16 protein-coding genes and 1 riboswitch are annotated in these 16,364 nt (G+C 71.7%); of the genes, 11 read left to right on the top strand and 5 right to left on the bottom strand.

Annotated elements, in window-relative coordinates; genetic code table 11:
- Both IE312_RS00135 and IE312_RS00130 read left to right on the top strand, forming a co-directional pair.
- Positions 1-445, top strand: a 445-nt coding sequence (locus tag IE312_RS00135; RefSeq protein WP_229898773.1) for a hypothetical protein, incomplete at its 5' end; no start/stop codon positions are given.
- A gap of 307 nt (positions 446-752) precedes the next feature.
- Positions 753-959 carry a DUF5999 family protein gene (locus tag IE312_RS00130; protein ID WP_189977057.1) on the top strand — a complete coding sequence of 69 codons (207 nt, stop codon included), beginning with the start codon at positions 753-755 and terminating at the stop codon, positions 957-959.
- A 90-nt stretch (positions 960-1,049) separates the two neighbouring features.
- Here the strand turns inward: IE312_RS00130 and IE312_RS00125 are convergent, their stop codons facing one another.
- Genes IE312_RS00125 through IE312_RS00110 form a run of 4 tightly spaced genes read right to left on the bottom strand, consistent with a single transcriptional unit; the run spans position 1,050 to position 5,259 of the window.
- Complete coding sequence (locus tag IE312_RS00125; RefSeq protein ID WP_189977055.1) at positions 1,050-2,093, bottom strand: endo-1,4-beta-xylanase; 1,044 nt, start codon at positions 2,091-2,093, stop codon at positions 1,050-1,052.
- A 35-nt stretch (positions 2,094-2,128) separates the two neighbouring features.
- Positions 2,129-2,962: a carbohydrate ABC transporter permease gene (locus IE312_RS00120; protein ID WP_189977053.1), complete on the bottom strand. Its 834-nt coding sequence runs from the start codon at positions 2,960-2,962 to the stop codon at positions 2,129-2,131.
- Complete coding sequence (locus tag IE312_RS00115; protein ID WP_189977051.1) at positions 2,959-3,957, bottom strand: carbohydrate ABC transporter permease; 999 nt, start codon at positions 3,955-3,957, stop codon at positions 2,959-2,961. Before IE312_RS00115 ends, IE312_RS00120 begins: the two co-directional genes overlap by 4 nt.
- Positions 3,958-3,963: 6 nt before the next feature.
- Entirely contained in the window at positions 3,964-5,259 is a 1,296-nt protein-coding gene (locus tag IE312_RS00110; RefSeq protein WP_189977049.1) for an extracellular solute-binding protein, read from the bottom strand.
- Between the two features lie 287 nt (positions 5,260-5,546).
- On the opposite strand from IE312_RS00110, the gene IE312_RS00105 reads away from it, so the two are divergent.
- The 8 genes from IE312_RS00105 to IE312_RS00070 all read left to right on the top strand — a co-directional run bounded on the left by IE312_RS00105 (position 5,547) and on the right by IE312_RS00070 (position 12,777).
- Positions 5,547-6,077, top strand: a complete 531-nt coding sequence (locus IE312_RS00105; RefSeq protein WP_189977047.1) for a universal stress protein — start codon at positions 5,547-5,549, stop codon at positions 6,075-6,077.
- A gap of 125 nt (positions 6,078-6,202) precedes the next feature.
- Positions 6,203-6,754: a hypothetical protein gene (locus IE312_RS00100; RefSeq protein WP_189977046.1), complete on the top strand. Its 552-nt coding sequence runs from the start codon at positions 6,203-6,205 to the stop codon at positions 6,752-6,754.
- A gap of 240 nt (positions 6,755-6,994) precedes the next feature.
- Positions 6,995-8,953 carry an APC family permease gene (locus IE312_RS00095; protein ID WP_189977044.1) on the top strand — a complete coding sequence of 653 codons (1,959 nt, stop codon included), beginning with the start codon at positions 6,995-6,997 and terminating at the stop codon, positions 8,951-8,953.
- A gap of 44 nt (positions 8,954-8,997) precedes the next feature.
- Positions 8,998-9,393 (top strand): TOBE domain-containing protein, encoded by a 396-nt coding sequence (locus IE312_RS00090; RefSeq protein ID WP_189977042.1) that lies wholly within the window; start codon positions 8,998-9,000, stop codon positions 9,391-9,393.
- A 166-nt stretch (positions 9,394-9,559) separates the two neighbouring features.
- Complete coding sequence (modA, locus tag IE312_RS00085) at positions 9,560-10,372, top strand: molybdate ABC transporter substrate-binding protein (protein ID WP_189977040.1); 813 nt, start codon at positions 9,560-9,562, stop codon at positions 10,370-10,372.
- On the top strand, positions 10,369-11,229 hold the full coding sequence (gene modB, locus IE312_RS00080) for a molybdate ABC transporter permease subunit (protein ID WP_189977038.1): 861 nt from the start codon (positions 10,369-10,371) through the stop codon (positions 11,227-11,229). The genes modA and modB overlap by 4 nt, the downstream gene beginning before the upstream one ends.
- Positions 11,226-12,329, top strand: coding sequence for an ABC transporter ATP-binding protein (locus IE312_RS00075; protein WP_189977030.1), 1,104 nt, complete (start codon positions 11,226-11,228; stop codon positions 12,327-12,329). Before modB ends, IE312_RS00075 begins: the two co-directional genes overlap by 4 nt.
- 28 nt (positions 12,330-12,357) lie before the next feature.
- Positions 12,358-12,777 (top strand): TOBE domain-containing protein, encoded by a 420-nt coding sequence (locus IE312_RS00070; RefSeq protein ID WP_189977028.1) that lies wholly within the window; start codon positions 12,358-12,360, stop codon positions 12,775-12,777.
- A 56-nt stretch (positions 12,778-12,833) separates the two neighbouring features.
- Here IE312_RS00070 and gcvP read toward each other — a convergent pair whose 3' ends face one another.
- Entirely contained in the window at positions 12,834-15,719 is a 2,886-nt protein-coding gene (gcvP, locus tag IE312_RS00065) for an aminomethyl-transferring glycine dehydrogenase (protein ID WP_189977026.1), read from the bottom strand.
- A 174-nt stretch (positions 15,720-15,893) separates the two neighbouring features.
- A riboswitch (glycine riboswitch) is annotated at positions 15,894-15,988 on the bottom strand.
- Between the two features lie 119 nt (positions 15,989-16,107).
- Here gcvP and IE312_RS38270 point away from each other — a divergent pair.
- Positions 16,108-16,364 (top strand): PRC-barrel domain-containing protein (locus IE312_RS38270; RefSeq protein WP_229898768.1); only part of this gene is annotated, 257 nt, incomplete at its 3' end.

The raw sequence follows: 16,364 nt of genomic DNA, 5'->3' as shown, positions 1-16,364 counted from the left end.
GGACCGGATCACGGCGCAAGGTCTGTCCGCGACGCGGCTGGCCGGCTGGCGCTTCCTGATCCGATGCGGTGATCGCGCGGTGGCCGCGGCCGAGACCATGCTCACCCCCGACGGCTGGGCCTTCTCCCATTTCTTCGAGGGCCCCTACGTCGCGTCCACCGAGCGCGCCCTGCAACAGGCCGAGACGCTGCAACAGCCCTACCAGGCGCGCCTGTTGTCCGTGCCCGGTCTGTACATGCTCACCCTCTGGCTGCACGGCGACTGCTCCGGGGACGGTACCGAGGGGCATCCGGCCGCCACGGACCTGCTCGTGCCGCTGGCGCCGGCGCCGCCCGGCATCCCGGCGCACCGCCCGTTCCGGGTCGCCGAGCTGCTTCCGGTGCTGACCCATCGGGCGACTCCTCTTCCCCTGCTCGGCTCGCCGGCGCTCGGCTCGCCGGCCTGACCCCCGCACGCGTACCCCGCTCCCCGGGAGGGAAGCGGGGTACGGCCGTGTTCGGGGGTTTCCTGGGCGCGGGCCATCCGGACTAGTCCCATCCGGCCACTGCGGACCACCCGGGCAGCCAACGCGAACCATCCGAAGAGATGGTGCAGTTAGGCTGAACCGTCCGCGCGGGTGACGCGTCATGAACCTGTGAGAAGCGGTGCGGTGAAATCCCTGCGGAACGACGCCCAGAGGACAACACTGGACTCCGACCGACTCGTCATCACGGGGGACGGACATGATCACGTCAGAGCGAAAGATCCCGCCCATGTGCCAGCACCAACCGCCGTGCCCTCCGGCCGAATCCGCCGACCGGGAGTCCGCCCGCCTCGCGGCGCACCACCCGGAACAGGGATGGAGCCTGCTGTGCAACGGCGTCCTCCTCTTCGAGGACACCGGCGAGCTGCTGCCCGACGGCCGCATCATCGCCCCGCACCGTCCGCTCGGTGCGGATCGGGTGATGACCGCCGCCTGAGCGGCGGTGACCCGAGGGGCCGGCCGCACGCACCCGGTGCGCTCCGGCCCCGACGCGTGTCCGGTGCCGGCCGCGCAGAGTGTCCGGGCGCTAGCGCAGCGCTTCCCGCAGCGCCTGGTAGGCGGGCTTGGGACGCAGTTCCTCGTCCCACGGCAGGGCCGCGCCCTCGCCCGGGAAGACCGCCGGTATCCAGGAGTACTTGTCCGTGTAGTCCCAGATGGTCACGCCCACACAGCGGCGTACGGCGAGGCAGGCCGCGGTGACGTCCCGGTACCAGGTCGCCTGCTCGGCGAGCTTCTCCGCGGTCGCCGGCAGCTGCATCCGTACGTCGACCTCGGTCAGTGCGGTGTCCAGGCCCAGCCGGGAGAAGCGGCGGAGGTTGTCCTCCAGGGTGGTCGGGTAGCCGTACTGGAGGGCCAGGTGGGCCTGGAAACCGATGCCGTCGAGCGGTACGCCCGCGGCCTTGAGGTCCTTGGCCAGCCGGTAGTAGGCGTCGCTCTTCGGGCCGGTCGCCTCGATGTTGTAGTCGTTCAGGTAGAGCCTGGCGTGCGGATCGGCCCGGTGGGCCCAGCGCAGCGCGTCCGCGATGTAGCCGGGGCCGAGGGTCCGGTACCAGAGGGTGTCGCGGTAGCTGCCGTCCTCGTTGAAGGCCTCGTTGACGACGTCCCAGGAGTACACCTTGCCCCGGTAGTGGCGTACCTCGGTGGTGATGTGCTTCTTCAGCACGGCCCGCAGCTCGCTCGCGGTCCACTGCCGGGAGGTGAGCCAGTCGGGCAACTGGCTGTGCCAGACGAGGGTGTGCGCGCGGACCCGCTGGCGGTTGCTGCGGGCCAGGTCGACGATCTGGTCTCCGGCGGTCCAGTCGAAGACGCCCTGCTGCGGCTCGGTGGCGTACCACTTCATCCCGTTGCCGGGCGTGATCATGTCGAACTCGCCGCCCAGGACGCGGGTGTAGGCGCTGTCGCTGAGTTCGGGGTTGTCGGTGGCGCTGCCGAAGTACCGGCCGTGGCGCTCGGCGAGGCCGGCGAGGGTGGGCTGCCGTACCGGGTGCGGTGCGGCCTGCGCGGCGGGGCCGGTGGCCAGGCCGGCGGTCACCAGCACGGCCGCGAGGGCACCGGCAAGTCTCAGACGCATGGGGACTCCTGTCCGGGTGTCGGGGAAGGTGCGGTTCAGCCCTTGGTGGCACCGGCGGTCAGGCCGCCGACGAGCTGGCGCTCGGCGACCGAGTAGAAGGCGAGCGCCGGGACCATGGCGAGCACGAGGTAGGCGAAGACCCGGGCGTACTCCGCCGAGTACTGCCCCTGGAACTGCTGGACGCCGATGGGCAGCGTCCACCAGGTGCTGTCGGTGAACACCAGCAGCGGCAGGAAGAAGTTGTTCCAGCTGGTGACCACCGCGAGGACGGAGACGGTGCCGAGCGCCGGCCGGGCCATGGGCAGCAGGATGCGCCAGAAGAAACCGAAGGCGCTGCAGCCGTCGAGCGTGGCGGCCTCCTCCAGTTCCCCGGGGATCTGCCGGAAGAACCCGCGCAGGATGATGATCGTCATCGGCAGCCCGAACGCGGCCTGCGGCAGGATCACCCCGAGCGGGTTGTCCAGCAGCCCCAGGGAGCGCAACAGCAGGAACAGCGGCAGCGCGGCCACCGCGAACGGGAACATCAGCCCCATCGTGAACACGGTGAACAGCACCTCCCGCCCGCGGAAGGCGAACCGCGCGAAGGAGAAGGCCGCGAGCGCGGACACGGCGACGACGAGCACGGTCGTGCCGACCGCGATCAGCGTGCTGTTGCCGACCAGCCGCCAGAATCCGCCCGAGCCGAGGATGCCGGTGTAGTTGCCGGCCAGCCAGTGCTCGGGCAGTCCGAACGGGTTGCGGGACAGCTCGTCGGTGGACTTGAACCCGGACAGGACCGCGTACAGCAGCGGTACGGCCATCACCGCGCCGACCGCCAGCAGGATCAGGTGCAGCGGCAGCGCGCGGACGCCCCTGGTTCTGCGGGTCACGTGCCGTCCCCCCTCATCGTCGTGGTGGCGCCTTCGAGGTCGCGGCGGAGCACGAACCGCTGGTAGACGAGGGCGAAGGCGAGGCAGATGCCGAACATGACCACGCTGATCGCGCTGGCGTAGCCGACCTGGTAGCGCTTGAAGCCGTACTGGAACATGGTCACGGCCAGGGTCTCGGAGTGGTGGTCGGGACCGCCCTGGGTGATCACCCACACCAGGTCGAACAGCTGGATCGCCCCGATCACGGACAGGAAGACGCTGATGCGCAGGGTGGGCGCGAGCAGCGGCAGGGTGACGTTGCGGAACCGCTGCCAGGGCCCGGCGCCGTCGATCAGCGCCGCCTCCGTCAACTCGGCCGGGACGGACTGCAGTCCGGCGAGGTAGAGCATCATGTGGAAGCCGAAGTACTTCCAGGTCATGACGAGGAAGAGGGCCGCCATGACGGAGGAGGGGTCGGCGAACCACTCGCCGCCCAGGCCGTCCAGGCCGACGGCGCCCAGGACGTGGTCGGCGAGACCGTCGTCCGGCGCGAAGACCATGCTGAAGAGCACGCCGGTGATGGCCTCGGACAGCACGTACGGCGCGAAGAACAGCATCCGGTACACGGCACGGCCGCGCAGCCGCTGGTTGAGCAGCACCGCCATGGCCAGCGCGAACGGGAGCTGGAGCAGGAGCGAGAGCACCACCAGCACCAGACAGCGCCACAGGTCGCCCAGGAACACCTCGTCCTGGAAGAGGCGGGTGAAATTGTCACCGCCGACGTAGTCGGAGGGCATGCCGAAGCCGCCCCAGCGGAAGAAGGCGGCGTACAGCGCGAACAGCACCGGCAGCAGCACCAGCCCGGTGAACAGCACCAACGCGGGCAGCTGGAAGCCGACCGCGGTGAGCCAGTTCAGCGTGCGCCGCCGGGTCCGGGCGCGGTGCGGGCGGGCGTCCGAGGGCGGGGGGCCGACGGCCGGGCCGCTCCGGCTGTCCGGGAGGAAGGTGGAGGTCATCGCCGGTTACTGCTCTTCCTTGGCGGTCCGGGTGATCGACTGCGCGACCTGTTCGGCGGACTTGGAGCCGGCGATGAGCGCGGCCACGCTGTCATTGACCTCCTGGCCGACGGCGGGCGCGTAGGCCTGGTCGAGGTAGAGCTGGAAGCCGGTGGCGGCCTTCAACTGCGCCTGTACGGCCTTGAGGTTGGGGTCGGTGAGCACGGACTCGGCGGCCGGCACGACCGGCAGCACCCCGGTTTTCTTCACCAGTTCCCGGTCGGTTGCCTGGGAGGCGAAGAACTTCAGGAAGTCGACGGCGGCCTGCGGGGCTCCCCGGCGCAGGGCGTGGCCGCCGCCTCCGCCGAACACCTCGGTGATCTTGCCGTTGCCGCCCTCGACCTCCGGGAACGGGAAGAAGCCCAGGTTCGCGCCGAGGCCCTTGCCGGCGTCGGCCTCCACGACCGGGGCCCACTGGCCCATGAGTTCCATCGCGGCCTTGCCGTTGCCGACGCTGGCGGCCTGGCCCGTCGGCGTGGAGTAGGCGGCGCCGAGGAAGCCCTTCTGGAACGGCTGGAGATCCACCAGCTCCTTCAGGTGCTGCCCGGCCCGGACGAAGCCGGCACCGGTGAAGTCCTTGCTCTCGCTCGCCTTCCGCAGCGCCTCGACACCGGCGGTACGCATCGCCAGATAGGCCCAGAAGTACATGCCGGGCCACTTCTCCTTGCCCGCCAGGGCGAGCGGTGTGACCCCGGCCGCCTTCAGCTTCCGTACGGCGTCCAGGAAGCCGCTCCAGGTGGTCGGCGGTGCGCTGATCCCGGCCTTCCTGAAGAGCGCCTTGTTGTACCAGAAGCCGATCATGCCGATGTCGAACGGGATGCCGTACGCCTTGCCGTCGATGAGGTAGGGCTCCTTCGCCACCGGCAGCAGCCCGTCGGCCCAGGGCTCGGCGCGGTCGGTGAGGTCCTCGACCAGGCCGGCGTCGACCTGCTGCCGGAGCACGCCGCCGCCCCAGGTGTGGAAGATGTCCGGCAGTTTCCCCGAGGCGGTCAGGGCGGTCATCTTCGACTTGTAGGCGTCGTTCTCCATCTGGACGATCTTCACCTTGACCTTGGGGTTGTCGGCCTCGAACTTCTTGGCCAGGGCCGCCCAGACCGTCTTGGTCGGCTGCGTGGTCGAGATGTTCCACCACTCGATCGTGGTCGTCCCCGAGGACGACCCCCCGTCCGAGTCGCCGCCGCAGCCGCTGAGTGCGGTCACACCGAGGCCGGCGCCGACGGAGGCCGCCAGGAAACCGCGGCGGGACAGTGCAGGGTCGCCCATCATGCGCTCCTTCGAAACTTTCGAGTTGCTTCGGAGAGGGCCCCGACTCAGGAGAATCGGGCACCATCGAGAGGGCCGACACGCTCGTCGACCACCGGCGGGCCGAAACATTCGAGTATTTTCCCGAACGTTCCGAACGGCGACTCTAGGAAGGCACGTGGGGAGCGTCAAGGTCTCGTGCATGAGGTGACGAGCGGCGGCCCGGCGGGTCCCGGCGCGGAGGGCCCCGTCGTCCGACTGGTCGAATCGGCGGCGCGGGAGTGGGATGGAAGGGAGCGAGGTGGGCCATGTCCGGTAATGACGCCTCGGCGGTCACGCGAGTGGTGGTCGGTGTCAGCGGCTCCCTGAACAGCGTCACCGCCCTGCGCCGGGCCACCGCGCTGGCCCGGCGGCTGGGCGCCGAGCTGTGGCCGGTGCTGGCCTGGGAGCCCCCGGGCGGCGACCCCGCCGCGCGGCGCGCCGGCGGTGCCGGCCCGCTGCTGGAGGAGTGGCAGCGGCTGGCCAGGCAACGGCTGGTCTCCGTCCTGTACGAGATCTTCGGCACGGAGCGTCCCGGCGTGCCCGTGCACGCCGTCGTCGTACGCGGGGCACCGGGCCCGGCGCTGGTGGCGACCGCCGACCGGGAGACGGACGTCCTGGTCGTCGGCACGGGCCGGCGCGGCCTGCGGCGCCCCTTCGCGGCCCGGGTCTCCCGCCACTGCGTGTCCCACGCCCACTGCCCGGTCCTGGCCGTCCCCCCGTCACCGCTGGAATCCGAACTGCTCTCCGTCCACCGCCGCAACACCTGGCACCTGCGCCTCGACACCCGGGGGCTGTGACCCGAGCGGTCCGGTACGGCCCCGCCACCGGCGCCCGCACCCCCTGCGGGGTCGGCGTCGGTGTCGGCGTCAGGGCACCGTCAAGGGGAGGTGCGCTGCGCCGCCGGTGGACTACCGTCGTTGTCATGGAGCACCGAGACGGCACCCGCGTCCGCGCGGCCGGCTCCTCCCCCTCCGGAACCGTGGCGCACGATCGGGACTGGGCCGGTGACGTACGCAGTGCGGCCCGCTGCGCGGGTGCGCTGTTCGGGCTGCTGCTGGGTGTAGACGGGGCGGCCGGCTCGCTGACCTGGGGCCGCGCCGCACTGTGGCTGCTGCTGGCCCTGCTGCTGCTCCTCGTCCTGTTCCCGGTGCGCGTGTCGGCCGGCCCGGGCTGGCTGGCGAGCCGCCGGCTGCTCGGCACCCGTCGCGTCCGCACCGATCTGCTGACCGCCGTACGCCCGCTGGACGGTGTCGCCCGGCGCCTGGTGCTGCGCGACACCCTCGGCAACCGGGTCGAACTCGACCCTGCTGTCCTGGTCCGCAACCCGGAGCTGTGGTACCGGCTGAACGAGGGCGCCCGCGCCTCCGAGGCGGCCGGCACCCTGCGCTGCGGCACGGCCGATCTGCGCCTCCTCGCCCGCCGCGTGGACCGTGAGACGGCCCGGGAAGTGTTCCGGGTGTCCGGCCTGGAGTGACGCTCGGTGGCCGCCGTCCGGCCCGCCCCCCGCACGGGCCCCCTGACCGACCTCGCCCCGGCGGACCTGCCCCGGCCTCCCCTTCTTGCCGTGCCCGTCCCTCCGGCAGGCCATTCTTAACGCAAGACTGACGCCTCCCGAGCCCCGATGCATGGGCCCGGGCGTCACTCTCTGCTTACGCTGGTGCCGCCGTCCGCGGGATGGCCGAGCACAGCCGAGCCGCACATCAGGAGTACACCGATGGCCACGACCGAACTCCCTCCCAGTACCGGCCGCCTGCGCGCCTGGATGCTGGAGGGGCTGTCCGACATGGGCAAGGGCGGCGGCCACACGGGACCGCACGCCGAGCCGGAACCCCCGCACCAGGGACAGCGCTGGTGGCGGGTGATGTGCCTGACCGGCGTCGACTACTTCTCCACCCTCGGTTACCAGCCCGGCATCGCGGCCCTGGCGGCCGGTCTGCTCTCCCCGGTGGCGACCCTGGTGCTCGTGGTCGTGACCCTGGCCGGCGCCCTGCCGGTCTACCGCCGGGTCGCCGAGGAGAGCCCGCACGGCGAGGGCTCGATCGCCATGCTGGAACGCCTGCTGTCGTTCTGGCAGGGCAAGCTCTTCGTGCTCACCCTGCTGGGCTTCGCGGCGACCGACTTCCTGATCACCATCACGCTCTCCGCCGCCGACGCCTCCACCCACCTGGTGGAGAACCCGCATCTGACGCAGGCCCTGGAGGGCAAGCAGATGCTGATCACGCTGTTCCTCGTGGCGCTGCTCGGCGCGGTGTTCCTGAAGGGCTTCCTGGAGGCCGTCGGGGTGGCGGTCGCCCTGGTCGGCGTGTACCTCGCCCTCAACGTCGTCGTCGTGATCACCGGCCTGTGGCACGTCGTCACCGCCGGGCACGTGGTCACCGACTGGAGCACCGCGCTGACCGCGCAGCACGGGAACGTCTTCGTGATGATCGGCGTCGCGCTGCTCGTCTTCCCGAAACTCGCCCTGGGCCTGTCCGGTTTCGAGACCGGAGTCGCCGTCATGCCGCACGTCCGGGGCGAGCGGGGCGACACCGAGCAGCACCCGGCGGGCCGGATCCGGGACACCAAGAAGCTCCTGACCACCGCCGCGCTCATCATGAGCTGCTTCCTGATCGCCACCAGCTTCATCACCACGCTGCTGATCCCGGAGAGGGAGTTCGAGACGGGCGGCCAGGCCAACGGCCGCGCGCTCGCCTACCTCGCGCACGAGTACCTGGGCAGCGCCTTCGGCACGGTGTACGACGTCTCGACCATCGCCATCCTGTGGTTCGCCGGCGCCTCCGCCATGGCCGGACTGCTCAACCTGATGCCGCGCTACCTGCCCCGCTACGGCATGGCCCCGCACTGGGCGCGGGCGGTGCGCCCCATGGTCATCGTGTTCACGCTGATCGCCTTCCTGGTCACCTGGATCTTCGACGCCGACGTCGACAAGCAGGGCGGCGCCTACGCCACCGGTGTGCTGGTGCTCATCAGCTCGGCCGCGATCGCGGTGACGATCGCCGCGCGCAAGGCCGGCCAGCGCGGCTGGACCGTGGCCTTCGCGGTGATCTCGGCGGTGTTCCTCTACACGACCGTGGTGAACGTCATCGAGCGCCCGGACGGTGTGAAGATCGGTGCCTGTTTCATCGCCGGCATCATGCTGGTCTCGCTGCTGTCCCGGCTGGCCCGTGCCTTCGAGCTGCGGGTGACCAGCGTGTCGCTCGACCCCATGGCGGAACGATTCGTCCGGGACATGGCCAGCCGCAAGCTGCGGTTCATCGCCAACGAGCCGGACCGGCGCGACAAGGCCGAGTACCGCGACAAGATCGAGCAGATCAGCACCGACAACGACATGCCCGAGCAGGACGACTTCATCTTCCTCGAGGTCACGGTCACCGATCCGTCCGAGTTCGAGGCGAGCCTGACCGCGCGCGGCGAGGTGCTGCACGGCCGTTACCGGGTGCTGACGCTGGAGTCCGCCTCCATCCCGAACGCCCTGGCCGCACTACTGCTGCACGTCCGCGACCTCACGGGCTGCACCCCGCACATCTACTTCGAGTGGACCGAGGGCGGTCCGTTCGCCAACTTCCTCCGATTCTTCCTGTTCGGTCAGGGCGAGGTGGCACCGGTCACCCGTGAGGTACTGCGCGAGGCGGAACCGGATCCGGCCCGCCGGCCCCGGGTCCACACCGGCTGACCCCACGCCCGCGGCCTCCCGCGCGTGGCCCTATCGTGACCGGCATGCAGTCCTACACGATCGGCCAGGCCGCGCGCCTGCTCGGCGTCAGCCCGGACACCGCCCGCCGCTGGGCCGACGCCGGCCGGGTGGCCACCCACCGCGACGAGGCCGGGCGGCGGCTCATCGACGGCGGTGACCTCGCCGCGTTCTCCGTCGAACTGGCCAAGGCGGGCGGCGCCGAGGAGGATCCCCCGCGCACCTCCGTGCGCAACGCCTTCCCCGGCATCGTCACCGCGATCAAGCTCGGTGACGTCGCCGCCCAGGTGGAGATCCAGGCCGGCCCGCACCGGCTGGTCTCGCTGCTGACCCGGGAAGCGGTGGAGGAACTGGGCCTGGAGGTCGGCATGGAGGCCACGGCCCGCGTGAAGTCCACCAACGTGCACATCGACCGCACCTGAGCCACGGCCCCGCCGGGGCGGCCGTCACGCGAACGCACATGCAAGCTACAAGTCGCGGTTTCGCCGCTCATGCGATCCGACAGGGGACGTACACCTCGCAGTTGCGGCAGTATCATCGCCGCAGGGCGTGACGTTGGTGTGACATACCCCGAGGAGTAGATCCGTGATGACCCGTTCCGTGCGCCGGACCCGGCGGAGGTGGCAGCTGACCGGTGCGGGAGCCGCCGCCCTGATGGCGCTCGCCGCCTGCTCCTCCTCGACGGACTCCCCCGGCGCGTCCGGCACGACGGCTTCCCCGAAGCTCTCCGGCACGGTCACCGTGTTCGCGGCGGCCTCCCTCAAGGAGAGCTTCACCACCCTGGGCGAGAAGTTCGAGCAGGACCACCCCGGCACCAAGGTCAGCTTCAACTTCGGCGGCAGCGACAGCCTCGCCGCGAGCATCACCGCCGGTGCCCCCGCGGACGTGTTCGCCGCGGCCAGCCCCAAGACCATGGCGCTCGTGACGGACCGCAAGGACACGGCCGGCACCCCGGCCACCTTCGTCCGCAACCAGCTGCAGATCGCCACCGTGCCGGGCAACCCGCACAAGGTGTCCTCTCTGAAGGACCTCACCCGCTCCGGCCTGAAGGTCGTCCTGTGCGACCGGACCGTGCCGTGCGGCGCCGCCGCCCAGAAGGCTCTGGACGCCGGCAGGCTGAAGCTCACCCCGGTCTCGTACGAGCAGGACGTCAAGGGCGCCCTGACCAAGGTGGAGCTGAAGGAGGCCGACGCGGCGGTGGTCTACAGGACCGATGTGAAGGCCGCGGGTGACAAGGTGGACGGCGTGGAGTTCCCCGAGTCCGCCGGCGCGATCAACGACTACCCGATCGCCCTGCTGAAGAACGCGCGGAACGGCGAGGCCGCCGAGGCGTTCATCGCCCTCGTACGGTCCGCCGAGGGACAGCGGGTGCTGAGCCGGGCCGGGTTCCTCAAGCCGTGACCCCGCCCGACGCGCCCGGCGCAGCGGCCGGCCCCCGCACGGACCGGCCGCGGCGCCTCCGCACCGGCACGGGGGGCCGGCGCGGGGTGCCGCTGCCCCTGCTGCTGCCCGGCGTGCTGGCGCTGGCGTTCCTGCTGCTGCCGCTGCTCGCGCTGCTGGTCCGCGCGCCCTGGCGGAGCCTGCCCGGGCAGCTGACCGGCCCCGAGGTGTGGCAGGCGCTCCAGCTGTCCCTGGTCAGCGCCACCGCGGCGACCGCTGTGAGCGTCGTGCTGGGCGTGCCGCTCGCCTGGCTGCTGGCCCGTACCCGGTTCCCCGGACGCGGGTTCGTCCGGGCGCTGGTCACCCTGCCCCTCGTCCTGCCCCCGGTGGTCGGCGGTGTGGCCCTGCTGCTGGCCCTCGGCCGCAACGGGGTGATCGGCCGGTGGCTGGACTCCTGGTTCGGGATCACCCTGCCGTTCACCACCGCCGGGGTGGTGGTCGCGGAGGCATTCGTCGCGATGCCGTTCCTGGTCATCAGCGTCGAGGGCACCCTGCGCGCCGCCGATCCGCGGTACGAGGAGGCGGCGGCCACCCTCGGTGCCTCCCGCTTCACCGCCTTCCGCCGGGTCACGCTGCCGCTGATCGCGCCCGGCATCGCGGCCGGCGCGGTGCTGGCCTGGGCCCGGGCGCTGGGCGAGTTCGGCGCGACGATCACCTTCGCGGGCAACTTCCCCGGCCGTACCCAGACCATGCCCCTCGCGGTCTACCTCGCCCTGCAGAACGACCCCGAGGCCGCCGTCTCCCTCAGCCTGGTCCTGCTGGCCGTCTCGATCACGGTCCTGGCCGGCCTGCGGGACCGTTGGATGACGCCGTCATGACGAACAGCGCCGAATCCGCACGGAACCTGCCCGCGCCCCCCACCGCGCACCCGCACGGTCCCGGCGGCCTGCACGCCCGGCTCGTCGTCGACCGCCCCGGCTTCCGCCTGGACGTGACGCTCGCCGCCGCCCCCGGCGAGGTCCTCGCCCTGCTCGGCCCCAACGGTGCCGGCAAGACCACCGCCCTGCGCGCCCTCGCCGGCCTGACCCCCCTCACGGACGGCCACCTCCGCCTGGACGGCGCCTCCCTGGAGCACACACCCCCGGAGTCCCGGCCGGTCGGCGTGGTCTTCCAGGACTACCTGCTCTTCCCGCACCTGTCCGCCCTGGACAACGTCGCGTTCGGCCCCCGCTGCCGGGGCGCGGGCAAGGCCGAGGCCCGCGCCCTGGCGGCGGCCTGGCTGGAGCGCATGGGCCTGGCACCGCAGGCGGACACCAAGCCGCGCCGCCTCTCCGGCGGCCAGGCCCAGCGGGTGGCGCTCGCCCGCGCCCTGGCCACCCGGCCCCGGCTGCTGCTCCTGGACGAGCCGCTCGCGGCCCTGGACGCGCGCACCCGGCTGGAGGTCCGCGCCCGGCTCCGCCGCCACCTGGCCGAGTTCGAGGCCGTCTCGGTGCTGGTCACCCACGACCCGCTGGACGCCATGGTGCTCGCGGACCGGCTGGTGGTCGTCGAGCGCGGGCGGGTCGTCCAGGAGGGCACCCCCGCCGACATCGCCCGCCGTCCGCGCACGGACTACATCGCCCGGCTCGTCGGCCTCAACCTCTACCGCGGACTGGCCGCGGGGCACACCGTACGGCTGGACGACGGGCCCGCGATCACGACCACGGAGGAGCTGTCCGGCCCGGTCTTCGTGGCGTTCCCGCCGTCCGCCGTGACCCTGTTCCGGAACCGGCCCGCCGGGGCCAGCGCCCGCAACCTGTGGCGCTGCGAGGTCGCCGGTCTCCAGACGCACGGCGACCAGATCCGCGCCGACCTCACCGGCGAGCTGCCGCTGGCCGCGGACCTGACCACCCTGGCCGCCGCCGAGCTGGACCTGCGCCCGGGCGCACCGGTCTGGGCGACCGTCAAGGCGACGCAGACCCACGCGTACCCGGCCTGAGCGGGCCGGCGCCCTACCGTGGGTGCCCATGACCCTCAGCATCCGCAACCAGCTGCCCGGCACCGTCACCGAGGTGCACCCCGGCCAGGTCATGGCCGTCGTCAAGCTCCGCCTGGACGGCGGGCAGGACCTGACCGCCGCCATCACCAGGGAGTCCGCCGAGGACCTCGCCCTCGCTCCCGGCTCGGCCGTGCGGGCCCTGGTGAAGTCGACCGAGGTCTCCCTCGCCACCCAGCGCGTCGAGGGCCTGTCGATCCGCAACCAGCTCCCCGGCGCGGTCGTCGGCCTCACCACCGGCGCCGCGATGGCCTGCGTGCGGATCTCCCTGCCCGGCGGTGAACTGACCGCTGCCATCACCGAGGACGCCGCCACCGACCTGGGCCTCTTCGTGGGGTCCGACGTGATCGCCCTCATCAAGGCGACCGAGGTCTCCCTGGCGACGGCCTGACCACGGCGAGGGCCCCGCCCGGAACACCGGACGGGGCCCTCGCGGCGACCGCTCGCTCAGTCCTCGTAGGCGTCCAGCGGCGGGCAGGAACACACCAGGTTGCGGTCGCCGAAGGCCTGGTCGATCCGGCGCACCGGCGGCCAGTACTTGTCGGCGGCCGAGACACCGGCCGGGAAGACGGCCTCGTCGCGGCTGTAGGCGTGCGTCCACTCACCGCCGAGCGCGGCCGCGGTGTGCGGGGCGTTGCGCAGCGGGTTGTCCTCGGCGGACCACTCGCCGGAGCCCACCTTCTCGATCTCCGCGCGAATGGCGATCATCGCCTCGCAGAAACGGTCCAGCTCGGTGATGTCCTCCGACTCGGTCGGCTCGATCATCAGCGTGCCGGCCACCGGGAAGGACATGGTCGGCGCGTGGAAGCCGTAGTCGATCAGACGCTTGGCCACGTCGTCCACGCTCACGCCGGTGGCCTTGGTCAGCGGGCGCAGGTCGATGATGCACTCGTGCGCGACCAGGTTGCCGGGGCCGGTGTAGAGCACCGGGTAGTGCGGCTCCAGGCGCTTGGCGATGTAGTTGGCGGAGAGCACGGCCACCTGGGTGGCCCGCTTGAGGCCCTCACCTCCCATGAGGCGGACGTACGCCCACGAGATCGGCAGGATGCCCGCGCTGCCCCACGGGGCCGCCGAGATCGGGCCGACGCCCGTCTCCGGGCCGGCCTCCGGCTGGAGCGGGTGGTTGGGCAGGTACGGCGCCAGGTGCGCGCGGACCGCGACCGGGCCGACGCCCGGGCCGCCGCCGCCGTGCGGGATGCAGAACGTCTTGTGCAGGTTCAGGTGGGAGACGTCCCCGCCGAAGTGACCCGGCTTGGCGAGACCGACCAGCGCGTTGAGGTTGGCGCCGTCGACGTACACCTGGCCGCCGGCCTCGTGCACCTGGGCGCAGATGTCGGCGACGTGCTCCTCGAACACGCCGTGCGTCGACGGGTAGGTGATCATCAGCACCGCCAGCTCGTCGCGGTGCTGCTCGATCTTGGCCCGCAGGTCCTCGACGTCGATCTCGCCGTCCTCGGCGGTCTTCACGACGACGACCTTCATGCCGGCCATCACGGCGCTGGCCGCGTTGGTGCCGTGCGCGGAGGACGGGATCAGGCACACGGTCCGCTGCTCGTCGCCGTTGGCCCGGTGGTAGCCGCGTACGGCGAGCAGACCGGCCAGCTCGCCCTGCGAACCGGCGTTCGGCTGGAGCGAGACCTTGTCGTAGCCGGTGACCTCGGCGAGACGTTCCTCCAGCTCGCGGATGAGCGTGAGGTAGCCCTGCGCCTGCTCGGCGGGCGCGAACGGGTGCAGCTGCCCGAACTCGGGCCAGGTGACCGGCTCCATCTCGGTGGTCGCGTTGAGCTTCATGGTGCAGGAGCCCAGCGGGATCATGCCCCGGTCGAGCGCGTAGTCGCGGTCGGCCAGCTTGCGCAGGTAGCGCAGCATGGCGGTCTCGGAGCGGTACTGGTGGAAGACCGGGTGGGCCAGGTAGGCGTCGGTGCGCAGCAGCGCCTCGGGCAGGGTGTCCTCGGCGCTCGCGTCCAGCGCGTCGATGTCGCCCGCCACGCGGAAGGCGGCGAAGACGGCGACCAGCTGGACCCGGTTGGTGGTCTCGTCGCAGGCCGCCGAGACGTGGTCGGCGTCGACGAGCCGCAGGTTGACCCCGTTCTCCCGGGCGGCGGCGACGACCTCGGCGGCCTTGCCGGGCACGCGCGCGGTGACGGTGTCGAAGTAGGCGCTGTGGACGATCTCCACGCCGCCGGCCTTCAGCCCCTCGGCGAGGATCGTGGCGTACCGGTGCGTGCGCCGGGCGATGGTCCGCAGCCCCTCCGGGCCGTGGTAGACGGCGTACATGCCGGCCATCACGGCGAGCAGCACCTGCGCGGTGCAGATGTTGCTGGTGGCCTTCTCGCGGCGGATGTGCTGCTCGCGGGTCTGCAGCGCGAGCCGGTAGGCCTTGTTGCCGTCGGCGTCCACGGAGACGCCCACCAGGCGCCCGGGCAGGCTGCGGGCGAACTTCTCGTGCACGGCCATGTAGCCGGCGTGCGGACCGCCGAAGCCCATCGGCACACCGAAGCGCTGGGTGGTGCCGATGGCGATGTCCGCGCCCAGCTCGCCCGGCGAGGTGAGCAGGGTCAGCGCCAGCAGGTCGGCGGCGACGGTGACCAGGGCGCCCAGCTCGTGCGCCTGGTCGATGACCGGCTTGATGTCGCGTACGGCACCGGAGGCGCCCGGGTACTGGATCAGTACGCCGTTGATCTCGCGCTCGGCCAGCTCCGCCGGGATGCCCTCGCCGAGGTCGGCGACGACGACCTCGACACCCGTGGGCTCGGCGCGGGTCTCGATCACGGCGATGGTCTGCGGCAGGACGTCCGCGTCGATCAGGTAGAGGCCCTTCTTGTTCTTGCCCATCCGCCGGGACAGCGCCATGGCCTCGGCCGCGGCCGTGCCCTCGTCCAGCAGGGAGGCGCCGGAGGTGGGCAGCCCGGTGAGGTCGGCGACCACGGTCTGGAAGTTCAGCAGGGCCTCGAGCCGCCCCTGGGAGATCTCCGGCTGGTACGGCGTGTAGGCCGTGTACCAGGCCGGGTTCTCCATGACGTTGCGCAGGATGACGGGCGGGGTGAAGGTGCCGTAGTACCCGAGCCCGATCATGGAGCCCAGCACCTGGTTGCGGTCGGCGAGCGAGCGCAGCTCTCCCAGCACCTCGGCCTCGGTGCGGGCGCCCGGCAGGTCCAGGGCATCGGCGTTCTTGATCACATCCGGGACCGCGGCGGCGGTCAGCTCGTCGAGCGAGCCGTAACCGACCTGCGCGAGCATCTTGGCCCGCGCCTCCTGGTCGGGTCCGATGTGGCGCTGCTCGAACGGAATGCCCGCTTCGAGCTCGGAGAGCGGAATGCGATGGGCGGTCATTGCGGAGGCCTCCTGGTCTGACACGACCTGCGAGGGGCACCCCGGTACGGATACCCCGACGGCCTCCCCCTCTGTCATCTCAACCTGAGAGCTTCACCGGCCACCCGAGGGCGCCGGCTTTCACCGTCGGTGAGAGCGGGAGCCGTCGACACCCGCCCTGCTTTCCAGAGTGACCTCGTCCGTGCGGTACGTGAGCCTGAGAGATTCCGGGGAGGAGTTGCTCCTTCGGCGCCTCCGAACTGGTCGGAGGACTCTCCCGCACGGGGTCAGCAGCCGCTGTCAGCCTACCAGCGGGGTCAACGCCGGAGCCTTCGAGTGGCCGCCCGTGTGAATGTGCTCTTTTGTAGTGCTTACGGATGAGTTGCGACCACGTGGAGGGAGAGGGACCGTGCAGACCGACATCGATCCGCGCAACCTGATCGGCCGCAAGGCGTTCGACCGCAACGGCACCAAGATCGGCACCATCGACGAGGTGTACCTGGACGACGCCACCGGAGTACCCGAGTGGGCGGCCATACGCACCGGCCTGTTCTCCCGGGACGCGTTCGTGCCCCTGGAACCCAGCGAACTCGTCGAGGGCACCCTGCGCGTCCCCTTCGACCGCGCCCTGATCAAGGACGCACCCGACTTCGGCGTCGGCCGCCA

It is taken from the genome of Streptomyces capoamus, from assembly GCF_014654935.1.
GTDB lineage: Bacteria > Actinomycetota > Actinomycetes > Streptomycetales > Streptomycetaceae > Streptomyces > Streptomyces capoamus.
The sequence above is the reverse complement of the archived record's forward strand: the minus strand, read 5'-3'. Positions and strand labels throughout refer to the sequence as shown.

Excerpts from the sequence above, each read along its gene's own strand:
- IE312_RS00075 (WP_189977030.1), top strand. The coding sequence starts at position 11,226 with ATGACGAACAGCGCCGAATCCGCACGGAACCTGCCCGCGCCCCCCACC.
- IE312_RS00090 (WP_189977042.1), top strand. The coding sequence starts at position 8,998 with ATGCAGTCCTACACGATCGGCCAGGCCGCGCGCCTGCTCGGCGTCAGC.
- IE312_RS00095 (WP_189977044.1), top strand. The coding sequence starts at position 6,995 with ATGGCCACGACCGAACTCCCTCCCAGTACCGGCCGCCTGCGCGCCTGG.
- IE312_RS00125 (WP_189977055.1), bottom strand. The coding sequence starts at position 2,093 with ATGCGTCTGAGACTTGCCGGTGCCCTCGCGGCCGTGCTGGTGACCGCC.
- modA (WP_189977040.1), top strand. The coding sequence starts at position 9,560 with ATGACCCGTTCCGTGCGCCGGACCCGGCGGAGGTGGCAGCTGACCGGT.
- IE312_RS00105 (WP_189977047.1), top strand. The coding sequence starts at position 5,547 with ATGTCCGGTAATGACGCCTCGGCGGTCACGCGAGTGGTGGTCGGTGTC.
- IE312_RS00130 (WP_189977057.1), top strand. The coding sequence starts at position 753 with ATGTGCCAGCACCAACCGCCGTGCCCTCCGGCCGAATCCGCCGACCGG.
- gcvP (WP_189977026.1), bottom strand. The coding sequence starts at position 15,719 with ATGACCGCCCATCGCATTCCGCTCTCCGAGCTCGAAGCGGGCATTCCG.
- IE312_RS00070 (WP_189977028.1), top strand. The coding sequence starts at position 12,358 with ATGACCCTCAGCATCCGCAACCAGCTGCCCGGCACCGTCACCGAGGTG.
- IE312_RS00100 (WP_189977046.1), top strand. The coding sequence starts at position 6,203 with ATGGAGCACCGAGACGGCACCCGCGTCCGCGCGGCCGGCTCCTCCCCC.
- IE312_RS00115 (WP_189977051.1), bottom strand. The coding sequence starts at position 3,957 with ATGACCTCCACCTTCCTCCCGGACAGCCGGAGCGGCCCGGCCGTCGGC.
- IE312_RS00110 (WP_189977049.1), bottom strand. The coding sequence starts at position 5,259 with ATGGGCGACCCTGCACTGTCCCGCCGCGGTTTCCTGGCGGCCTCCGTC.